This window comes from Streptomyces kurssanovii, from assembly GCF_040677245.1.
In the GTDB taxonomy this organism is placed as follows: domain Bacteria; phylum Actinomycetota; class Actinomycetes; order Streptomycetales; family Streptomycetaceae; genus Streptomyces; species Streptomyces kurssanovii.
In genome coordinates this window covers 97,327-114,017 of record NZ_JBFAQK010000004.1, presented here as the reverse complement: position 1 = coordinate 114,017, position 16,691 = coordinate 97,327, and the positions used below count along the sequence as shown (strand labels likewise).

At 72.5% G+C, this 16,691-nt stretch carries 15 protein-coding genes; 2 read left to right on the top strand and 13 right to left on the bottom strand.

What is annotated here, in order from left to right:
* Positions 1 to 48: 48 nt before the first annotated feature.
* The 12 genes from AB0K36_RS05495 to AB0K36_RS05440 form a co-directional block, all read right to left on the bottom strand.
* A complete protein-coding gene (locus AB0K36_RS05495) occupies positions 49 to 1,230 on the bottom strand; it encodes an alpha-hydroxy acid oxidase (protein ID WP_364588673.1) in 1,182 nt (393 codons plus the stop codon).
* A gap of 1 nt (position 1,231) precedes the next feature.
* On the bottom strand, positions 1,232 to 2,503 hold the full coding sequence (locus AB0K36_RS05490) for an ATP-grasp domain-containing protein (RefSeq protein ID WP_364588670.1): 1,272 nt from the start codon (positions 2,501 to 2,503) through the stop codon (positions 1,232 to 1,234).
* Positions 2,500 to 3,828: an MFS transporter gene (locus AB0K36_RS05485; protein WP_364588667.1), complete on the bottom strand. Its 1,329-nt coding sequence runs from the start codon at positions 3,826 to 3,828 to the stop codon at positions 2,500 to 2,502. Before AB0K36_RS05485 ends, AB0K36_RS05490 begins: the two co-directional genes overlap by 4 nt.
* Positions 3,825 to 4,607 (bottom strand): hypothetical protein, encoded by a 783-nt coding sequence (locus AB0K36_RS05480; RefSeq protein ID WP_364588664.1) that lies wholly within the window; start codon positions 4,605 to 4,607, stop codon positions 3,825 to 3,827. The genes AB0K36_RS05485 and AB0K36_RS05480 overlap by 4 nt, the downstream gene beginning before the upstream one ends.
* Positions 4,604 to 5,524 (bottom strand): branched-chain amino acid transaminase, encoded by a 921-nt coding sequence (locus AB0K36_RS05475; protein ID WP_364588661.1) that lies wholly within the window; start codon positions 5,522 to 5,524, stop codon positions 4,604 to 4,606. The genes AB0K36_RS05480 and AB0K36_RS05475 overlap by 4 nt, the downstream gene beginning before the upstream one ends.
* 6 nt (positions 5,525 to 5,530) lie before the next feature.
* Complete coding sequence (locus tag AB0K36_RS05470; protein WP_364588658.1) at positions 5,531 to 6,742, bottom strand: GNAT family N-acetyltransferase; 1,212 nt, start codon at positions 6,740 to 6,742, stop codon at positions 5,531 to 5,533.
* Positions 6,739 to 7,968: an ATP-grasp domain-containing protein gene (locus tag AB0K36_RS05465; RefSeq protein ID WP_364588655.1), complete on the bottom strand. Its 1,230-nt coding sequence runs from the start codon at positions 7,966 to 7,968 to the stop codon at positions 6,739 to 6,741. The genes AB0K36_RS05470 and AB0K36_RS05465 overlap by 4 nt, the downstream gene beginning before the upstream one ends.
* The gene (locus AB0K36_RS05460; RefSeq protein ID WP_364588652.1) at positions 7,965 to 9,053 is read right to left on the bottom strand and encodes an Ldh family oxidoreductase; all 1,089 of its coding nucleotides are present in this window, start codon (positions 9,051 to 9,053) and stop codon (positions 7,965 to 7,967) included. Before AB0K36_RS05460 ends, AB0K36_RS05465 begins: the two co-directional genes overlap by 4 nt.
* On the bottom strand, positions 9,037 to 10,473 hold the full coding sequence (locus AB0K36_RS05455; RefSeq protein ID WP_364588649.1) for a dipeptide epimerase: 1,437 nt from the start codon (positions 10,471 to 10,473) through the stop codon (positions 9,037 to 9,039). Before AB0K36_RS05455 ends, AB0K36_RS05460 begins: the two co-directional genes overlap by 17 nt.
* Positions 10,470 to 11,756 carry a KamA family radical SAM protein gene (locus AB0K36_RS05450; RefSeq protein WP_364588646.1) on the bottom strand — a complete coding sequence of 429 codons (1,287 nt, stop codon included), beginning with the start codon at positions 11,754 to 11,756 and terminating at the stop codon, positions 10,470 to 10,472. Before AB0K36_RS05450 ends, AB0K36_RS05455 begins: the two co-directional genes overlap by 4 nt.
* A gap of 18 nt (positions 11,757 to 11,774) precedes the next feature.
* Positions 11,775 to 12,812, bottom strand: coding sequence for an AurF N-oxygenase family protein (locus tag AB0K36_RS05445; protein WP_364588642.1), 1,038 nt, complete (start codon positions 12,810 to 12,812; stop codon positions 11,775 to 11,777).
* 198 nt (positions 12,813 to 13,010) lie between these two features.
* Positions 13,011 to 13,736: a TauD/TfdA family dioxygenase gene (locus AB0K36_RS05440; protein ID WP_364588639.1), complete on the bottom strand. Its 726-nt coding sequence runs from the start codon at positions 13,734 to 13,736 to the stop codon at positions 13,011 to 13,013.
* Positions 13,737 to 14,433: 697 nt separating this feature from the next.
* Here AB0K36_RS05440 and AB0K36_RS05435 point away from each other — a divergent pair.
* Complete coding sequence (locus tag AB0K36_RS05435; RefSeq protein ID WP_435877782.1) at positions 14,434 to 15,624, top strand: S8 family peptidase; 1,191 nt, start codon at positions 14,434 to 14,436, stop codon at positions 15,622 to 15,624.
* Here AB0K36_RS05435 and AB0K36_RS05430 read toward each other — a convergent pair.
* A complete protein-coding gene (locus tag AB0K36_RS05430; protein WP_364588633.1) occupies positions 15,621 to 16,226 on the bottom strand; it encodes a DUF4291 domain-containing protein in 606 nt (201 codons plus the stop codon). The two genes, AB0K36_RS05435 and AB0K36_RS05430, sit on opposite strands and share 4 nt — an antisense overlap.
* Before the next feature lie 82 nt (positions 16,227 to 16,308).
* Here AB0K36_RS05430 and AB0K36_RS05425 point away from each other — a divergent pair, with 82 nt between their 5' ends.
* A complete protein-coding gene (locus AB0K36_RS05425; protein WP_364588630.1) occupies positions 16,309 to 16,674 on the top strand; it encodes a hypothetical protein in 366 nt (121 codons plus the stop codon).
* Positions 16,675 to 16,691 lie beyond the last annotated feature (17 nt).

Below are 16,691 nucleotides of genomic sequence, written 5' to 3'. Positions count from 1 at the left end.
GCGAGGCGGCCGGGACGCGAGGCGGGCGCGGCCCTGCGTCCTGGCGTCTCATGAGTGCAGCAGATCCGGTCCGACCTCGCTGAGGCGGGCGGCGCCTGCCAGGGCCATGGCGGTGGAGAGCTGGCGGCGGTAGGAGTCCAGCAGCCCGCTCACTCCCTCAGCGCCGTCCACCGCGAGGGCCCAGAGCACCGGACGGCCCGTCAGGACAGCGCGTGCCCCGAGGGCCAGGGCGACCAGGACGTCCGTACCGGTGCGGATGCCGCCGTCGACGAGGACGGGCACCCGGTCGCCGACGGCCCGCACCACCGAAGGCAGTACGTCGGCCGTCGCGGCCGCCCGGTCGAGCTGGCGGCCGCCGTGGTTGGAGACGATCACGCCGGCGGCACCCGCGGCCACGCAGGCCTCGGCGTCGTCCGCCCGCATGACGCCCTTGACCAGCACCGGAAGACCGGACATCCGCCGGAGCTCGCTGATCGTTCCCGGGCCCACGGACGGGTCCTGCTCCCAGCCGGGCAGCCGTGTGCCCGCTCCCACGGACCTGCACAGTTCGTCGTCCCGCGGGAGCGGCAGCGGGGCCGTCGTCCGCGGCGGCACATAAGGGGCGTCGACGGTCAGCACGAGGGCGCGGGCGCCGGCCGCGGTGGCCCGTTCGACCTGACGGCGGGTCACGTCCCGGTCCCGCAGCCAGTAGACCTGGTACCACCAGGGACCGGCCGCGACGGCGACGTCCTCCGGGTGCCGGGTGGCCCGAGAGGAGAGCACCATCAGCGAACCGGCGGCGGCCACGCCCGCCGCCGTGGCCACCTCGCCCTCGTCGTGCGCCATCCGGTGGAAGGCGGTCGGAGCGGCCAGCACCGGCAGGGCCAGGCTGCTGCCGAACAACTCCAGACCGGTATCGACGCTGGACACGTCCCGCAGGACCCGGGGCAGCAGCCGCCGGGCGCGCCAGGCGTCGGTCGCCTCCGACGCGCTGATGTGCTCGTCGGCGCCGGCCGCGTAGAACTCGTAGGCCGCGCCGGGCAGTACGGCCTTCGCCCGCTGCTCCAGCCCCGGGGCCGCCGTCACCGGAGCGGTGGACGCGGCACCGCCGACGGCCACGGAGCCGGAAGGGCCGGCGGCCACGGAACCCGAGCCGGAGGGGTGGGAGCCCACGGAACCCGAACCGGAGGAGCCCGAACCGGAGGAGCCGGAGGCCACGGAGTCGGCCGGGCCGGCCGTGTTCGCCGTCATGTCACACCCAGGAGTCGGGGCCGGCAGCGGCTCCGGACACCCTGACGACGAAGTCGAGCTCCGCCACGGCGGCGCGGGCGCGTGCCACCGCTTCGGCGGCGTCGGCTCCCCTGGCCCGGACGAAGGCGGCACGGGACTCGGAGCTGTCCAGGTCCCCCACCTCGTCCCCGGGTGCGAGCAGCGCCTCCGCGGCCACCACGCCGGGCAGGGCAGCGGCCTTCTCGAGACCGTTGACCTCGGTCAGTTCGCCGCGCGCCTGCGGTACCGCGAACCAGATGGCCTCCGGCCGCCGGTCCACGTCCGGGTCAGCGAGTGTCTTGCGGATGTCCGCCAGCACCGGTTCGCCGAGCGTCTGCCGCACGATGCAGTCGATCACGTCCACCCCGGTGACATCGTGGACGAGGTACGGGATCTCGTCGCCGGCCGGCCGGACGTGCGTCTCGATGACACGGGGCCCGGCGTCGGTCAGCACGATCTCCGTGTGGGTGACGCCGTGGTCCACACCGAGGGCGTCGAGCAGCCGCCGTACGTAGCCGTGGACAAGGCCGCTCTGCTCCGGCGTCAGTGCGGCGGGCACCACATGGCCGAGTTCGACGAAGCCGACAGGGTCGGAGAACTTGCGGGTGACCGCGAGGATCTCGTGCTCGCCGTCCTCGGAGAACGCCTCGACGCTGAACTGCGGCCCCTCGTGGAAGCGTTCCACGAGCACGCCGGCGTCCGGGATCACCTCGAAGTCGCGTGCGGCACGGGCGAACGCGGCGTCCGCCTCTTCCGGGCTCCGCACCACCGACACACCGAAGCTTCCCGCGCCCTGGGCCGGCTTCACCACACAGGGCGTGCCGTGCTCCGCGATGAAGGCGCGCAGCCGGCCAGGGTCCGCCACGCGGGCGACGGGCGTGTCGTCGACGCCGGTCTCCGTGAGCCTGCGGCGCATGGCGTGCTTGTCGTGCACCCAGGCGATGGTCTCGGGGGTGTGGCAGGGCAGGCCGAGGGCCTTCGCGACGGCCGCCGCGCGGTCCTGGTCCCGTTCGCCGAAGGTGCCGACGCGGGTGAAGGGCGTGCGGGCGTGGACGGCGGCCGCCGGCGCGATCCACTCCTCGTCGGGCGCGTCGCTGCGCACGGCGATCACCCGGTCGTGCTGCCCGGGGCGGCGGATCTTGGGGATCATGTCCATCCGGCACAGGATGGTGGTGGCGACGTCCGGCCCGCCGGCTTCGCGGATCAGGCCGGGGATCTCCCTGCCGCCGCCGACGATGAGCACGTGTTGGGTCATGTTTTCACCTCGGTGGGTGCGGAAGTGGAAGGGGCGGACGCGCCCCGGGCCTGCTCGGTGCGGGGTCCGCCGGTGGCCCGTACGCCGATCGCCGCCAGCGCGAAGACGACGGCGAGCAGCGCCCAGCCGGCGCTGCCGAGCGGCAGCATCACGGCGGTCATGAGCACCGGGCCGACGATGTGCTGCCCCGTCGTACCGAGGCTGAACGCGGCCAGATAGCGGGCGCGGGCCGGGGCCGGGGACATGTCGTACGACAGGTTCCAGACCGCGACGGAATGCAGGTTCTCGCCGACGGTGAGCAGGACGACGGCGAGCACGGCGAACGCCGCGGCGGGCCACAGCGAGACGTGCTCCGCGCCGGCGAACACGCCGCAGGACAGCAGCAGCGGTACCAGCGCGGCCCAGACGAGCTTCAGGGCACGGGCCGTGGTGTCCGCGAACTTCGCCACGTACACCTGCAGCAGCACGGTCAGCACGGTGTTCACCGCGAGCAGCACGGAGACGGCGGAGGCAGGCGCGGTGGTGGCGGTGGTCAGCCACAGCGGCAGCAGGACGAAGAGGACGGAGTCGTGCAGGGACAGCACTCCGTTGGAGACGGTGAACAGCATGAACCGCAGGTCCCTGAACGGGCTGCGGACCGACGCCTGTTCAGGCACGGCGACCGGTCCGGACGGCTCCTTGTCCCCGGCCGCGGCCCGCCGGTCCTCGACGGCGGCCCGCCGCCGCAGCCGCTCCACGACGACCGCGATCACGAAGAAGGTGAGCGCGTTGCCGAGGAACAGGGCCACGAACGCGGCCCGGTGCTGGACGGCGAGTACGGCGCCGGCCAGCAGGAAGCCGGCCGTCAGACCGATGTTGCGCACCGAGCGGATCGAGGCCATCGTGCGGGCCTGGTTCTCCCCGCCCTCGATGATGCCCACCACCACCTGCTGGAGCGGTGAGCAGCCCCGGTCCAGCGCGGTCAGCACGCAGGTCAGTACCGCGTACGGCCAGAAGTCGCCGACCAGCGCGAAGCCCGCGTAGCCGACGCCTCTGGCCGCCAGCAGCATCACGTATACCTTGATCGGACCGATCCGGTCCGCGAGGCGGCCCAGCGGTACGGGGCTGAGCAGTCCGACGACGCTCGCCACGGACAGCACCACGCCGACCTGGACGGCGGGCAGGCCCACCACGGTGACGAAGTACAGCGTCGAGGCGGCGAGGAACATGCCGGAGCCGACGGAGTCGACGGCGGCGCCCGCCGCGAGCTTCCGGCCGCCAGGGGTTCTCGGCAGGATCGAGAGCAGGAGGCGGACGGCTCCCCCACCGCGCCGGGTGCCGGTCACGCCCCGCTCCCCTGCAGGGCGGGCCCGCTTCGACGGATCCAGGCCACCAGCTCGGCGGTGCGCCGGACGTGGATCTCCGTGGCCGCCTCCGGCGGCGGCTGCCGCAGCCAGTTCCAGGTGTAGCGGCGGGCCGCGTTGACCAGGTCGGGCGCGTCCTCCGGCGGACACGTCCGGGCTTCCGTGAGGAGGGCGCAGGCCAGTTGGAGCCGGCCGACGCGGTCCACCAGTACCCAGCCGCCGGCGGCCGTGTGGGCGGGGTCGGCCCCGGCCCACTCGTCCCTGGTGGTGCCGAGACCGCGCAGCGCCCCGTCCGCGACGTCCCAGGCGGCGGCCGCCCGGCCTTGCGGGCACGGTCCGAGCGACGAGCGGGTACGGGCGCACACCTCGTCGTAGCGGGCGGGGTCGGCGAGCGCGGTGACCAGCCGGGTGACGAGGGCGTGCGCGGCCCCGACGGGCAGCCCGTCCCGCACGCCCCCTGTCGAAGCACTGCCGGAGCGGGTCCGTACGACGTCCTCCCGCACCACCCAGCAGACGCAGCCGTGCATGACCTCACCGGTGTCGTCCACGCCCTCCGGGGCGGTCGCGCCGGCCGTGCGGAGCCATGCGCGGGCAGCTGCCAGATCGATCAGCCGGTCGCACACCTCCTCGGCCGACGACACGTCCTCGGGGCGGTCACCGGTTATCCGCGGCAGCCCGGCGGCGGCGCTCTCCAGCAGCGCCACCGCCGCCCGGGCCGCGTCGCCCTGACGCCCGGCCATGCGGCCGTCGGCGGCGCTCACACCCGCTCCAGCCAGCTCGCGTACGTCGCGTCGCGGCCCCGGACGACCTGCTGGAACATCTCACGCAGTTGCTTGGTCACCGGCCCGACGCCGCCCGCGCCGAGCGGGCGTTCGTCCACGGAGGCCACCGGGACGATCTCCGCCGCGGTGCCGGTGAGGAACGCCTCGTCGGCGATGTACACCTCGCTGCGCGGGACGCTCCGCTCGGTGACCCGCATGCCGAGGTCGCGAGCGAAGGTGATCGCGGTGTCCCGAGTGATACCGGGCAGGATGCCGTCGCTGACCGGCGGAGTGACGAGCTCACCGTCGCGCACCAGGAACAGGTTCGCCGCCGACGCCTCCGCGATGTGGCCGGTGGCGGTCAGCATCAGCGCGTCGTCGTAGCCGGCCCGCTGTGCGCCCACCTTCGCGAGCGCACTGTTGACGTAGGCGCCTGTCGCCTTGGCGAGCGGGGGAACCGTCTGGTGCGAGTTCCGCTGCCAGTTGCTGACGATCAGCCGGCAGCCCTCGTTCTCCGCCTTGTCCCCGAGGTAGGAGCCCCACGGCCAGACGGCGATGGACATCCGGACCGCGTCGAGCTGCGGGGCCACGCCCATCTCGCCGTAACCGAGGTACGCGATGGGCCTGATGTAGCAGGACTCCTGCCCGTTGACGCGCACGAGTTCACGGACGGCCTCGATCAGTTCCTCGTCGGACCAGGGCAGTTCCATCAGATAGACGCGGGCGGAGGCGCGCAGCCGGGCGATGTGCTCCCGCAGCCTGAAGACGGCGGCGCCGGTGTCGGTCGCGTAGGCGCGGATGCCCTCGTAGACACCCCATCCGTAGTGCAGGCTCGGGGTGAGCACGTGCACCTTGGCGTCGTCCCAGGGGACCAGTTCGCCGTCCATCCAGATGAAGCGGGTCGGGGTCAGTGGCATGTCGGCTCAGTCTCCTTGTGACGTGGTGCTGTCGGTGCCGAGGCCGCGCAGCCGGCGGTGTTCGCCGGCGCTCTGCAGCCGGAGTGTCTCCTCGAGCACGCCATGGCCCTCGCCGGTGAAGCGGAACCAGCCGTGGCGCGGTTCGAGGTCGCAGCCGCGCAGTTTCTTGGCGTCGTATGCGGCGAGGCCGTACCAGATGCTGCGCACTCCGTTGGCCAGCGACCACCGGACGGTCTCGTGGTAAGTCAGCGCGAAGTAGACGCCCTTGGCCCGTTCGTCGAAGCCCGCGGTCCGGCCGAACAGGGCGTCGCCGGAACGGAGGTAGAGGACGAAGCCGAGGGTCTCGCCGTCGCGTTCGGCGCTGAGGACCAGGGCGCTGTCGCCGACGGTGTCGCGGATGGCGTCGAAGTCCCGCTGGACCCGTTCGCGGCCGCCGGGCAGCCCGTACTTGGCCCGCAGGGCGACCTGGAGGTCGACGACCGGACCGGTCAGCGCGTCGGCGCCGGTACGGATGACGGTGCGGAAGCCGGCGTCCTCGTACTCGGTCAGCTCGCGGTGGGTCCGTCTGCGTTTGCGGCTCGCCAGCCCGGCCAGGTACTCGTCCCAGTCCGCCGCGTCGAGCCGCAGCACGGACTCGGCGCCGAGCACGGCCGGGGTGTGTCCGAGCGCCCGCGCGGCCGGGCCGATGGGTCCGGCCTCTTCGTCGCCCAGGTAGAGCAGGGCGCTGCTCCGGCAGCCCAGGGCGCGGGCCGCGTCGTCGAGCAGCCTGGGCAGCTCGGCGAGTACCTCACGGCGCTCGGCCGCGGTGCGCCCTTCGGCGTGCACGATGCCGTGGTGGGAGCCGAAGACGGACAGGGCGACGGACGGGTACTGGTCGCGGCGGGCGGCGGGCAGCGCCTCGGCGAGCTCGTCCCAGCGGGTCCGTTCGGCGTCCGTGAGCCGCTCGGTGTCGCCGAAGGCGCCCAGGGCGCCGACCATCTTGGGCGCGTCGTAGAACAGCAGTCCGCCGCCGTCGCGGGTGAGGAGCAGGGGCGCCAGGGCGACGAGTACGCCCGCGTCGTGGACGGCGAGGTAGTGGTTCTCGTGCAGGTCGGTGCGTTCGGTGAACCGCCACCAGCGGTCGTCCTCCCACACGACCGGGGGCCGGTCGAGCGCGGGCATGCCGGCCGCGGTGGGCCGGCCGGCCGGGTCGAGGACTTCGGCGGTCAGCCCGCTCATGACGCCTCCCCGGGCACGAGGTCCCAGCCGAACGCGGCCTCTGCCTCGGCCTCGGTCTTGGCGACCAGGGCCAGCAGTTCGCCCGCCGTGGGGGCGGTCACCAGCCAGGTGGCGACGAAGTCGCCGGACTTGCGGGCCCGGTAGCGTGCGCCGCCCCAGTCCTCACCGGCCTCGGCGAGCACGGTGAAGTCCCGTGTGCCCGCCGGTGGTTCGAGCGGCACCCGGGTGATGCGGCCGTTCCTGGGCGGCAGTCCGAAGTTGGCGACGAGGGGTGCACTGCGGGCGTGGTCGCGGACGGTGTCCAGGTCGACCGGCAGACCGCATTCGATCCGCGCCCACAGCCGGCGGGGGTCGAGGCCGAGCACCGCCTCCAGCATGGCGGGGATCGGCGTGCCGCCGACCCTGCCCGCGACCTCGCAGAGCACGATCTCGTCCGCGTCGGTCACGAAGAACTCGGCGTGCACGAACAGGGAGGGCGCCGCGGGCAGGGCGCCGACGAGCCGCCACGTCTCCGCGACGAGCCGGTCGTACAGCGGGTCGTCGGACGGCAGGGTCCAGCTTCCGTTGCCGGAGTCGGTCCAGTGCGACAGGCAGCCGCCGTCGGTGTAGACGGACGGGACGGACACCACCGGCTCACCGCCCATGTGCAGGGCGTCGACGTGGCAGAACCGGCCCGCCACGTACTCCTCCACCTCCATGCCGCCGGAGGCGATACCTGCGGCCACGTCGGCGGCGACGTCCCCCGGGCTGCCGACGACGCTCACACCGGTGGAGCCGGAGCCGCCGCGCGGCTTGACCACGGCGGGCCCGGGGTGGACGGCCATGAACGCCTCGACGTCGGCCAGGGAGGTGACGGGCGCGAACGCCGGCACCCGGATCCCGCCGGCCGCGGCGAGCTCCTTCATGCGGACCTTGTCCCGGTAGGCGTGGGCGCTCGGCGGCCGCTGGCCCGGCAGGCCGAGCTCCTCACGCAGCCGCGCGGCCCGCTCCACGTCGACCTCGGCGAGGGCGAGCACCCGGGTGACGTCGTGCTCCGCGCACAGCAGGCGCGCCGCCTCGTGCACCGAGGCGTCGTCGAAGTAGTCGGGGACGGTTCGGACGTCGCGGAAACCCGGCCCGGGATCGGTCCCGTGCGCGGTGACCGCGAGCAGCCGGCCCGCCTCCTCGCCGAGCCATTCGGCGAAGGGAAGTCCGGCGTTGCGGGGGCTGATCAGGATCAGGATCACGCGCCGGCCCCTATGCCGTGGCGGGCGGCGAGCTCCGCGAACGCGCGCGCCGTGTGCGGGTCCAGCGGTATGCCGTGGACGGCCCGCTCCCGCGCGGTGCGCTGCTGCGGATCTCCGGGCACCTGGACCGGCAGCGTCGCCTCCGCTCCCGGCTCGGCCTGCCGGGTGGTGTCCACGAGGTCGGCGAATCCGGCGGCGAAGCTCTCGCCGCCGGCGAACGCGGCCGGGTCGAGGCAGATGAGGAAGTGGCCGATCCCGCGGCTGCGCCCGGGTTCGGCCTCACCTATGTGTTCCAGGTGCCAGTCCGCGGGCGAGCCGGTGAGCACGGCGCCGAGGAGAGTGGCGACCATGGCCAGGCCCTGGCCCTTGTAGCCGCCGAGCGGTGACAGCGCGTGCGCCTCGCCGGGATCGGTGGCCGGACGCCCGGCCGCGTCGGTGGCCCAGCCCGGGTCGAGAGGTTCCCCGTGCTTACGGCGTTCCTTGATCTCGCCGAAGCAGACCTGGCTGGTGGCCATGTCGAGGGCGAACTCGTCGCCGTCGCAGGCGGCCGCGAAGCTCAGCGGGTTGGTCCCGTACAGCGGCCGGGTGCCGGAGAAGGGGGCGACCCGGGAAGCGGCCGACGTGGTGACGATGCCGACCAGGCCCTCGGCCGCGAGGTGGCGACTGTAGACGGAGGCGGCGCCGAAGTGGTTGGAGTTGCGTACGCCCACCGCCGCCACGCCGTGGCGGCGGGCCCGCTCCGCGGCGATCCGTGCCGCGGCCAGGCCGGCGACGACACCGAGGGCGCCGTCTGCGTCGAGCATCACGGCCGCACCGGTGTCCCGTACGACGGTGATGTCCGGCCGCGCCACGGCGATGCGCTGTTCGAGCTCCGTCAGATACTGCGGGAGCAGACGCAGACCGTGGGTGTCGATGCCGCGCAGCGACGTGTCCGTCAGCGCGGCGGCGACATCGCGGGCGTCGCCGTCCGGCACACCCGCCTCGCGGAGGGCGGCCACGGCGACGGCTGTCGCGGTGGTGGCCGTGAGGCGTCCGTCCTGGCCCGCGCCGGAGGTCCCGCTCACGCGGTCATGCACGCTGGTCATGGGTGTCCGCCTTCCATATGAGGAGGGTGTCGGTGCCGTGACCGCCGGCAGCGGCGGCCGATGCCGTGAATCCGGCGGCGAGCGCGGCTGCGGTCCACGGGCCGGCGACCCGTGTCCACACGGTGTCCGCGCCGGCGGCGACGGCGCGGGTCAGGGCGGTGCGCAGCAGCCCGACGAGTTCCTCCACGGGCACGTCGCCGGCCGGACCGCCGGTTCCGTCCGCCAGGGACGGTTCCGCGAGTTGCCGGACGTGGTCGCCGGGCTCGTCGCCGGGCAGCGGGCGGCGGCGCACCCGGACGGATGCCGTCGGCTTCCCGTCCCGGTGGACCGCGAGCTCCTCGTTGTCCCAGACGCACCGGTGGGCCGTGGTGGGCCGCACGGTGAACGCGGGACCGGTGAAGTCGGGGACGAATCCGGTGCCCGGGGTGTCCGGCAGGGTGATGCGCCCGCGGTCGTCGAGCAGCACGCCGGTGCCGGTGTCCACCGCGAGCAGGGCGATGGAGTCGGCGTCGAGATGGTCGACATGGGGGCCGAGGTGGGCCGTCGCGGAGACGCCGGCGCTGGATTCCGGCATGCAGCCGAGCATCGTGCCCAGTCCCGCGGCCCGTGCCCGGCGCAGCATCCGCAGCGCCGGGGTGATGCCGCCGGCCTTCATCAGTTTGAGGTTGACGCCGTGGAACGCGGTCGCGCAGGCGTCGAGGTCGTCCGGCCCGGTGATGCTCTCGTCGGCGAACACCGGGATCGGGGAGGCCTCCTTGAGTGCCCGGGCGTCGTCCCACCGCTCCCTCGGGAACGGCTGCTCGAGGAGTTCGACCCCCAGGGCGGCCATCGCGTCGAGGGCGGCGAGCGTGTCCGGGAGCTTCCAGCCGCAGTTCCCGTCCACGTAGAAGGGCGCGTCGGTGTGCTCCCGCAGTGCCTCGAGGATGTGCAGGTCGCCCGGTCCGGCCAGCTTGACCTTGTACGCGGGCCAGCCAGGCCGTTCCAGCAGCTTGCGCACCATCACGGCGGGCTCGTCGAGGCCGATGCTGTAGCTGGAGTGCAGCGCTCCGGGCGTCCGGGCGCCGAGGTGCCGCCACAGCGGCACGCCGGCCAGCCGGGCCGCCAGGTCGTGCGCGGCGACGTCCAGCGCGGCCAGCGTGAAGGGAGAGCCCGCGAGCAGCGGGGCCAGTACCGACCAGCTGTGCCCGGGGTCGTCGGCCGGGAGGTCGCGCAGGGTGCCGGCGACCCGGCGCAGGTCGGCGTGCATGGCGTCGAGGCCGGAGTTGTAGCGGTCGGTCATGAAGGCCGAGGCCTCGCCGAAGCCGGAGCGACCGGCCGCCGACAGCTCGACCAGCAGGCCCGGCTGCACGGGGATCGCCTCACGCGCGCTGCGCCAGACGTCGTGGTCGGTCAGGCGGATCTCGTGGACGTGGAGCCTCATGCCGCAAGCTCCGGGAACGGCGGGAACGAGGCCCCGGAGGCAGAGAGCGGCTTGAGCTCGTCGTACCACTGGGCGTGCTCGTCGTAGGCGGCGAAGAAGGGGCGGCCGACCCACTCGGGGCGGCGGGCCTGGAGGAAGCTGAGAACGAAGGCCTTCTCCCCGCCGACCTCCGCGGTCCCGTGGATCATCACCTTGCCCGGCCCTGCGGACATGACGGGGCCGCGAGCGGTGCGGGCCAGCCCGGAGACGCCCCGGACGGCCTCGTTGTAGATCTCCAGGGCACGTACGAGCGGCAGCCCGAAGTAGTTGCGCGCTCCGGTGTCCCGCTCGACGAACATGTAGTAGGGCGTGATGCCCAGTTCCACCTGGGTCTGCCACATGCGGGACCAGGCGGACGCGTCGTCGTTGACGTGAGCCACGAGCGGCGCCTGGGCGCGGATCACGGCGCCGGTGGCGTGGATCCGGGCGATCGCCGTGCGTACCTGCTCGGTCTCCAGCTCCCGTGGGTGCGAGAAGTGGGCCATGACGGCCACATGCCGGCCCGCGGCGACGGCGCTCTCGAAGAGCCGCATCAGGTCGTCGGCGTCCGGGCCGGTGGTGAACCGGGCCGGCCAGTAGGCCAGCGCCTTGGTGCCGAACCGCAGGGTGCGCACGGAGGGCGTCTCCTCCAGCAGCGGTTCGGCCCATCGGCGCAGCACCTCGGTCCGCATGATCATCGGATCGCCGCCGGTGAACAGCACGTCGGTGACCTCGGGATGACCCCCGAGGTATCCGGTGAGGTCCGCGGGGTCGCGCAGCGCCTGCCGCAGTTCGGCCCGGCTCACGAACTGGGCCCAGCGGAAGCAGTAGCCGCAGTACGAGTGGCAGGTCTGGCCCTGGGAGGGGAAGACCAGCACGGTCTCCGCGTACTTGTGCTGGAGTCCGTCGAGCCTGCGGCCGTCCAGCGTGGGGACGTTGGCCTCCAGCTGGTCGCCCGGGTGCGGGTTGAGCTCGAGCTGGGCGGCGGCCGCGGCGCGGCGCAGCTCGTCGCGCGGGGCGCCGGCGTCGAGCAGTGCGGCCATCCGGTCGAAGACGTCCGCCGGGAGCATGTCGCGGTGCGGGAAGGTGAGCCGGAAGATCGGGTCGTCCGGCGCGGCCGACCAGTCGATGAGCTCGTCGGCCACGTACTCGTTGACCTTGAAGGGCAGGACGCTGCCGACCACACGCAGGTCCCGTATGTACTCGCCGGGCATGCCGCGGTCCTGCGCAAGCTGAGCGAGCCGCTCGTTCGCGTAGTGTTTCACCGGGAGTTCTCGATTCCGTCAGCGGCCGACATGGGACTTGGACCAGTCGAACTCGACCAGTTCCTGGACGCCCATCCGCTCGATCAGCGTGTGCAGTCCCGTGTAGTCGCGGACGAGGCGCTTGCGGCTCGTCTCGGCCTGGCAGTCGGCCAGCATCTCGTGGCCGCCTTCGACCCCGGCCAGGTCCATGATCCGGTGCCAGGTGGTGTAGTCGGTGGCGACGAACGCCTCCAGGCCCTCGAAGAGCATGTCGCGGAAGTACAGCTGTCCGGGCTCGTCCAGCTTGTCGTGCACCTGTTCGGCGAGGACGGCGGAGATGGAGGCGTGGCAGTACTCGTCGCGGTTGTGCAGCTTGGCGGTGCTGCTGTTGACCGGCTGGATGTCCGGGTCGTCGGCGAGCAGGTCGAGGTAGGCGTTGATGGAGATCTCCGACACGGTCGCGAAGGCGAGCGTGGTCAGGGACTTCTGCCACCGCTCGGTCGCGGTGTCGCGCAGCCGCAGATGCTCGCGTGCGGTGTGCGACATGGGCAGTTCGTTGTCGGGCATGGCCCTGCCGCGGCGGCGCCGGGTGACGGCGCTGGCATTGAGGTGCATCAGCGTGTGGTACTGCTCGTCGACCATCGCCTGGGCCAGCGAGATGGTGAGCGCCTCGTCCTGGAGCATGGGGTACTCGCCCTCCATGACCAGGGCGAATGCCGGGTTGGCCACCTTCTGCTCGGCCATGATCGTGTGGCGGTTGTAGGCGATCCAGGCCCAGCTGAGCAGTTCGGACCGCTTGTCGGGGTCGAGCGCCAGGTAGGTGGGGTGGTCGTGGAAGGGCAGGATGCCCTCCGGGTAGTCGGGCCGGTCGAGTTCGAACAGCTCGTCCAGGTCCGGCTCGTCGCGCTTCACGGTGGCCCGGCGGTGCCAGTTGCCGACCAGGCGGCGGATGACGGCACTTTCGACCTGGTCGTCGGGGTTGTGCCGGGGCACGCCTTCGGGCAGGCCCTTGAGCTCCTCCGGCAGTCCGGTGGGGAACTCCTCGGACTCGAGAACGGCGTTCTGAGCGTTGGTCATTGTCCAGCCTCACGAGAGATCGGTGGTCCCGGGCGCGGCGCGGCCCGCGCGCACGGGTGTCTCGCGGCACGGGTCTTCACGGCGTGGGTGTTCCGGCACGAGTGACGGCGTCATGGCCGGTCGCGCGCGCACCGGGAGCGTTGCGGGGCGGGCAGAGTGGTACCCGCCCCGTTCCTTCACGGGTAGCGGTGGCCGCGGTCAGTTGGGAGCGGCGACCCAGTAGCGGGTGAGGTGGCGCCGGGCGTCGCGGTAGGCGGAGCGGGCGTGCACCATGCGCTGGTTGTCCCAGACGAGGACCGAGTTCTCGGGGATGAGCACGGAGATCTTGTTCTCGCGGAAGAACGCCTCCGCCTGCTCGGCGAGGTGGATGCCGAAGCTGCCCAGCGGCAGTTCCGCGGGGTCGACGGAAGCGTCGACGGGCGGGTCGTACTGTCCGGTGGTGAGCAGGTTGTAGCTGAAGCGGAGGGTCTCGCGGCCGTTGGCGCGCTCGACGACCGGGCGCCGTACGCCTTCGGTGCCGACGCCGCCGGTGTTGTGGCCGACCCACTCGATGTCGCGCTCGTAGAGGGCGGCCCGGTCGGCCTCACCGAGCATGGCCACGAACCGGCGCATGTCGGCGAGTTCGGTGTGGCCGCTGCCGCAGGTCGCCTGGACCCGGCAGTGCAGCGCGAGATAGGTGGGCGGCGGATTCCAGCCGGGCGCCTCCGTGTGGACCAGGATCGTATTGACGCTCTTGGAGTAGCGCCGCTCCTCGAAGCCCGGCGCCGCCTTGACCTGGTAGCGCAGCGAGCCGTCGTACTGCGGGACCAGCTCACCGAAGGCGCGCAGGGCCTGGGCCGCCTGCTCGTCCGTCTCGAGCCCCCCGAGCAGCGTGTGCCCTTGCTCCGCAAGTTCCCGCACGTGAACATCCAACGCTGTGGACATGTCGAACTCCCCCTAGACATCGACAGATACGAACAGCCCAGCATCGGAGTGTGATGGCGGCGGTCCGTCCCCGGACGATCTTCAGGGAGCACGACAGGCGCCGCAACGTCTCAGAATGTGAGATGGATCACTATGGACGGCCACGCCGCACCGATAGCGGACTGCTCGCAGATAAGGGGCAGTTACTGCAGATGGGGGCACACGAAGCAGATCGGCCGGGCCCCGAATGCGGCACCCACCCCGAGGGGGCGCCCGCCGACTCCGGCGCCACCCCGAGGAGCACCTCCGGAGCGGTCGGCCGCGACAGTCGGACCCTCGTGACGGCCGGCGTGGCGACCGGCGGCCACGCCGGGCCTCACATGAGCGGATGCAAAGTCCTGCGAACACCTCCGGGCGAGGTGGCGAAGCACCGGCTCGCCGCGCGCCGGGAACGGGCAAACCACCATGATCGGGCCACCCGGCTGGATCTTCACCCTGCGACCACCGGACACACACAGCACCCGAGAGGCCCGCTGGACGATCCCAACATCCCTTGATTCAGGGCGAGTTGATGGTCCATCGCCAGCAGCTCACACCCCTCACCCGCACCGTTGTGGCGTAGGTCACACTTCCGGCCCCTGGTCGACGCGACCGCCCCACCTGTCACCATGCACGCCCGTACTTACTTGTCCGTAACTACTGTTCAAAGAAAGGTCAGGTGCACGAGATGAGAGCCGCTGCCCGTCGCGCCGGGGCGCTGATATCAGCCGCCGCCGCCGCGACCGGTCTCCAGTTCGCCGTATCCCCCACCGCGCACAGCGCGTCCATCGGCGATCTTCGTCTCGCTCCCACTGCAACTGCCGTCGACAACAGCTGGATCGTCGTCCTCAAGGACGGCACGACCCGCGCCGCCGACCTCGGCGTCGCACCGAAGCACACCTACCGCAACGTCCTCTCGGGCTTCTCCGCCGCGATGTCCGCCTCGAAGGCCAAGGCGCTCGCGGCCGATCCACGGGTCGCCTACGTCGAGCAGAACTCCACGGTCCGGCTGAACGACACCCAGTCGAACGCCACGTGGGGCATCGACCGCATCGACCAGCGGAACCTGCCGCTGTCGAAGACGTACACCTACAACACCCCGGCGTCGAACGTGAACGCCTACATCATCGACACCGGCATCCGCACCTCCCACAGCGAGTTCGGCGGGCGCGCGAGCGTCGGCACGGACACGGTGGGCGGCGGCCAGAACGGCCAGGACTGTCAGGGACACGGCACCCACGTCGCCGGCACGGTCGGCGGCAAGAACTACGGGGTCGCCAAGAGCGTCAACCTCATCGCCGTACGCGTCCTCGACTGCCAGGGTTCCGGCACCACCGCCGGCGTCATCGCCGGCATCGACTGGGTGACCGCCAACGCCAAGAAGCCGGCCGTGGCCAACATGAGCCTCGGCGGCAGCGCGAGCGCGTCGCTGGACGACGCGGTGAAGAAGTCGATCGCCTCCGGCGTCAGCTACTCCGTCGCGGCGGGCAACGGCCTGCCGATCCTGGGCATCCCGGCGAACGCGTGCAACTACTCGCCCGCCCGCGTCCCCGAGGCGATCACGGTCGGCGCGACGGACAGCTCCGACCGCAGGGCATCGTTCTCCAACTACGGAACGTGCCTCGACCTGTTCGCGCCCGGCGTGGACGTCACCTCGGCCTGGAAGGACAGCGACACCGCCACCAGCACCATCTCGGGCACGTCGATGGCGACCCCGCACACCGCGGGCGTGGCCGCTCTCTACCTCTCGGCACACCCGACGGCCACCCCGGCGCAGGTCCGGGACGCCCTGGTGAACAACGCGACGACGGGCAAGGTCCAGAGCCCCCTGACCGGTTCCCCGAACAAGCTGCTCCACTCGCTGTTCTAGCCCGCGGAGGGCACCAGATGCCCGAGGAGCCCCGTGTCCGCCGGATACGGCCGCTCCTCGGGCAGCAGCCGTGCCGCCCCTTCCCGGTCCCTCTCGCGCACGAGCCGGTGCACCTCGTGCGCCAGCGAGGTCACGTCGGTGATGCCCACCGTCCACTCGTCCGCGTAACGGCCGGCCGCCTCACCTCCGAGTCCCAGCTGCAACGACCGGTGGGACAGCGGGTTCAGGCCGAGGTCCCGCTCCGGGTCCCACTGCACCCGCGCGGGCGCGCTCCGCAGCTCCCGCTTCCACGCCGCCTGGCTCTCGTGCACGCCGGTCTGATAGTGCGACAGGCAGGCGTTGCGCAGCGCCCACTCGAAACCGTCCCGCCGGATCTCGACGGCGAGCACGGTCTCCTGGTCGGCCTTGGTCGCCCAGCCGCAGCGGTACATCATCCACAGGAACGACGGCTTGATCCACGTCATCCGCTCCCGCTTCCACGCCGCCGGGAACCGACCGTCGCGGGCGGCGGGCACGCCGATGGCGGGGTGGTACGCCTGGTAGACGGTGACGGTGTCGTCGGTGTACCGGGCGCGTACGCGGTAGCGGGGTTCGTCGGTCATGACGCACAGCCTGCGCGCGAACCTCGTTGCCGGGCCAGCGGATTACGCCCTAGGCTCGCGCCCATGAACACCTTCGGAGGTCATGCCGCGTAGGCGGCCCGGGCACGTCCGTGCCGAGCAGCGGGTGCGGGAGCGGTGCGTCAAGAACCAGGTGCCGTCCATTTCCGGCGTCTCGCGGCGCACACTGTACGAGATCGTGCGCGTCGAGGAGACCCGCAACTACCTGTGGACCGGCGCCGTCGGCGAGTCCCTCGCGCTGTGGCGGGGCTTCGTCGGCCGGCCCGACCGGCGACTGTGGCGGGACGACGAGGGCGGCTGCACCGAGTGGCTCTGCTGCGGTGACCCCCTCCGCGCCCGCGACATGCTCGAGGGCGCCGTGCTCGCCCTTCCCCGTCGCGCCGCGCGTGAACTGCGCGCCGTCGTCCTGGCGTTGGACGACCGGTACTGAAACGCGGCCCGTGCGGG

Excerpts from the sequence above, each read along its gene's own strand:
- AB0K36_RS05475 (WP_364588661.1), bottom strand. The coding sequence starts at position 5,524 with ATGCCACTGACCCCGACCCGCTTCATCTGGATGGACGGCGAACTGGTC.
- AB0K36_RS05460 (WP_364588652.1), bottom strand. The coding sequence starts at position 9,053 with ATGACCAGCGTGCATGACCGCGTGAGCGGGACCTCCGGCGCGGGCCAG.
- AB0K36_RS05455 (WP_364588649.1), bottom strand. The coding sequence starts at position 10,473 with ATGAGGCTCCACGTCCACGAGATCCGCCTGACCGACCACGACGTCTGG.
- AB0K36_RS05495 (WP_364588673.1), bottom strand. The coding sequence starts at position 1,230 with ATGACGGCGAACACGGCCGGCCCGGCCGACTCCGTGGCCTCCGGCTCC.
- AB0K36_RS05425 (WP_364588630.1), top strand. The coding sequence starts at position 16,309 with ATGCCGCGTAGGCGGCCCGGGCACGTCCGTGCCGAGCAGCGGGTGCGG.
- AB0K36_RS05430 (WP_364588633.1), bottom strand. The coding sequence starts at position 16,226 with ATGACCGACGAACCCCGCTACCGCGTACGCGCCCGGTACACCGACGAC.
- AB0K36_RS05490 (WP_364588670.1), bottom strand. The coding sequence starts at position 2,503 with ATGACCCAACACGTGCTCATCGTCGGCGGCGGCAGGGAGATCCCCGGC.
- AB0K36_RS05445 (WP_364588642.1), bottom strand. The coding sequence starts at position 12,812 with ATGACCAACGCTCAGAACGCCGTTCTCGAGTCCGAGGAGTTCCCCACC.
- AB0K36_RS05440 (WP_364588639.1), bottom strand. The coding sequence starts at position 13,736 with ATGTCCACAGCGTTGGATGTTCACGTGCGGGAACTTGCGGAGCAAGGG.
- AB0K36_RS05470 (WP_364588658.1), bottom strand. The coding sequence starts at position 6,742 with ATGAGCGGGCTGACCGCCGAAGTCCTCGACCCGGCCGGCCGGCCCACC.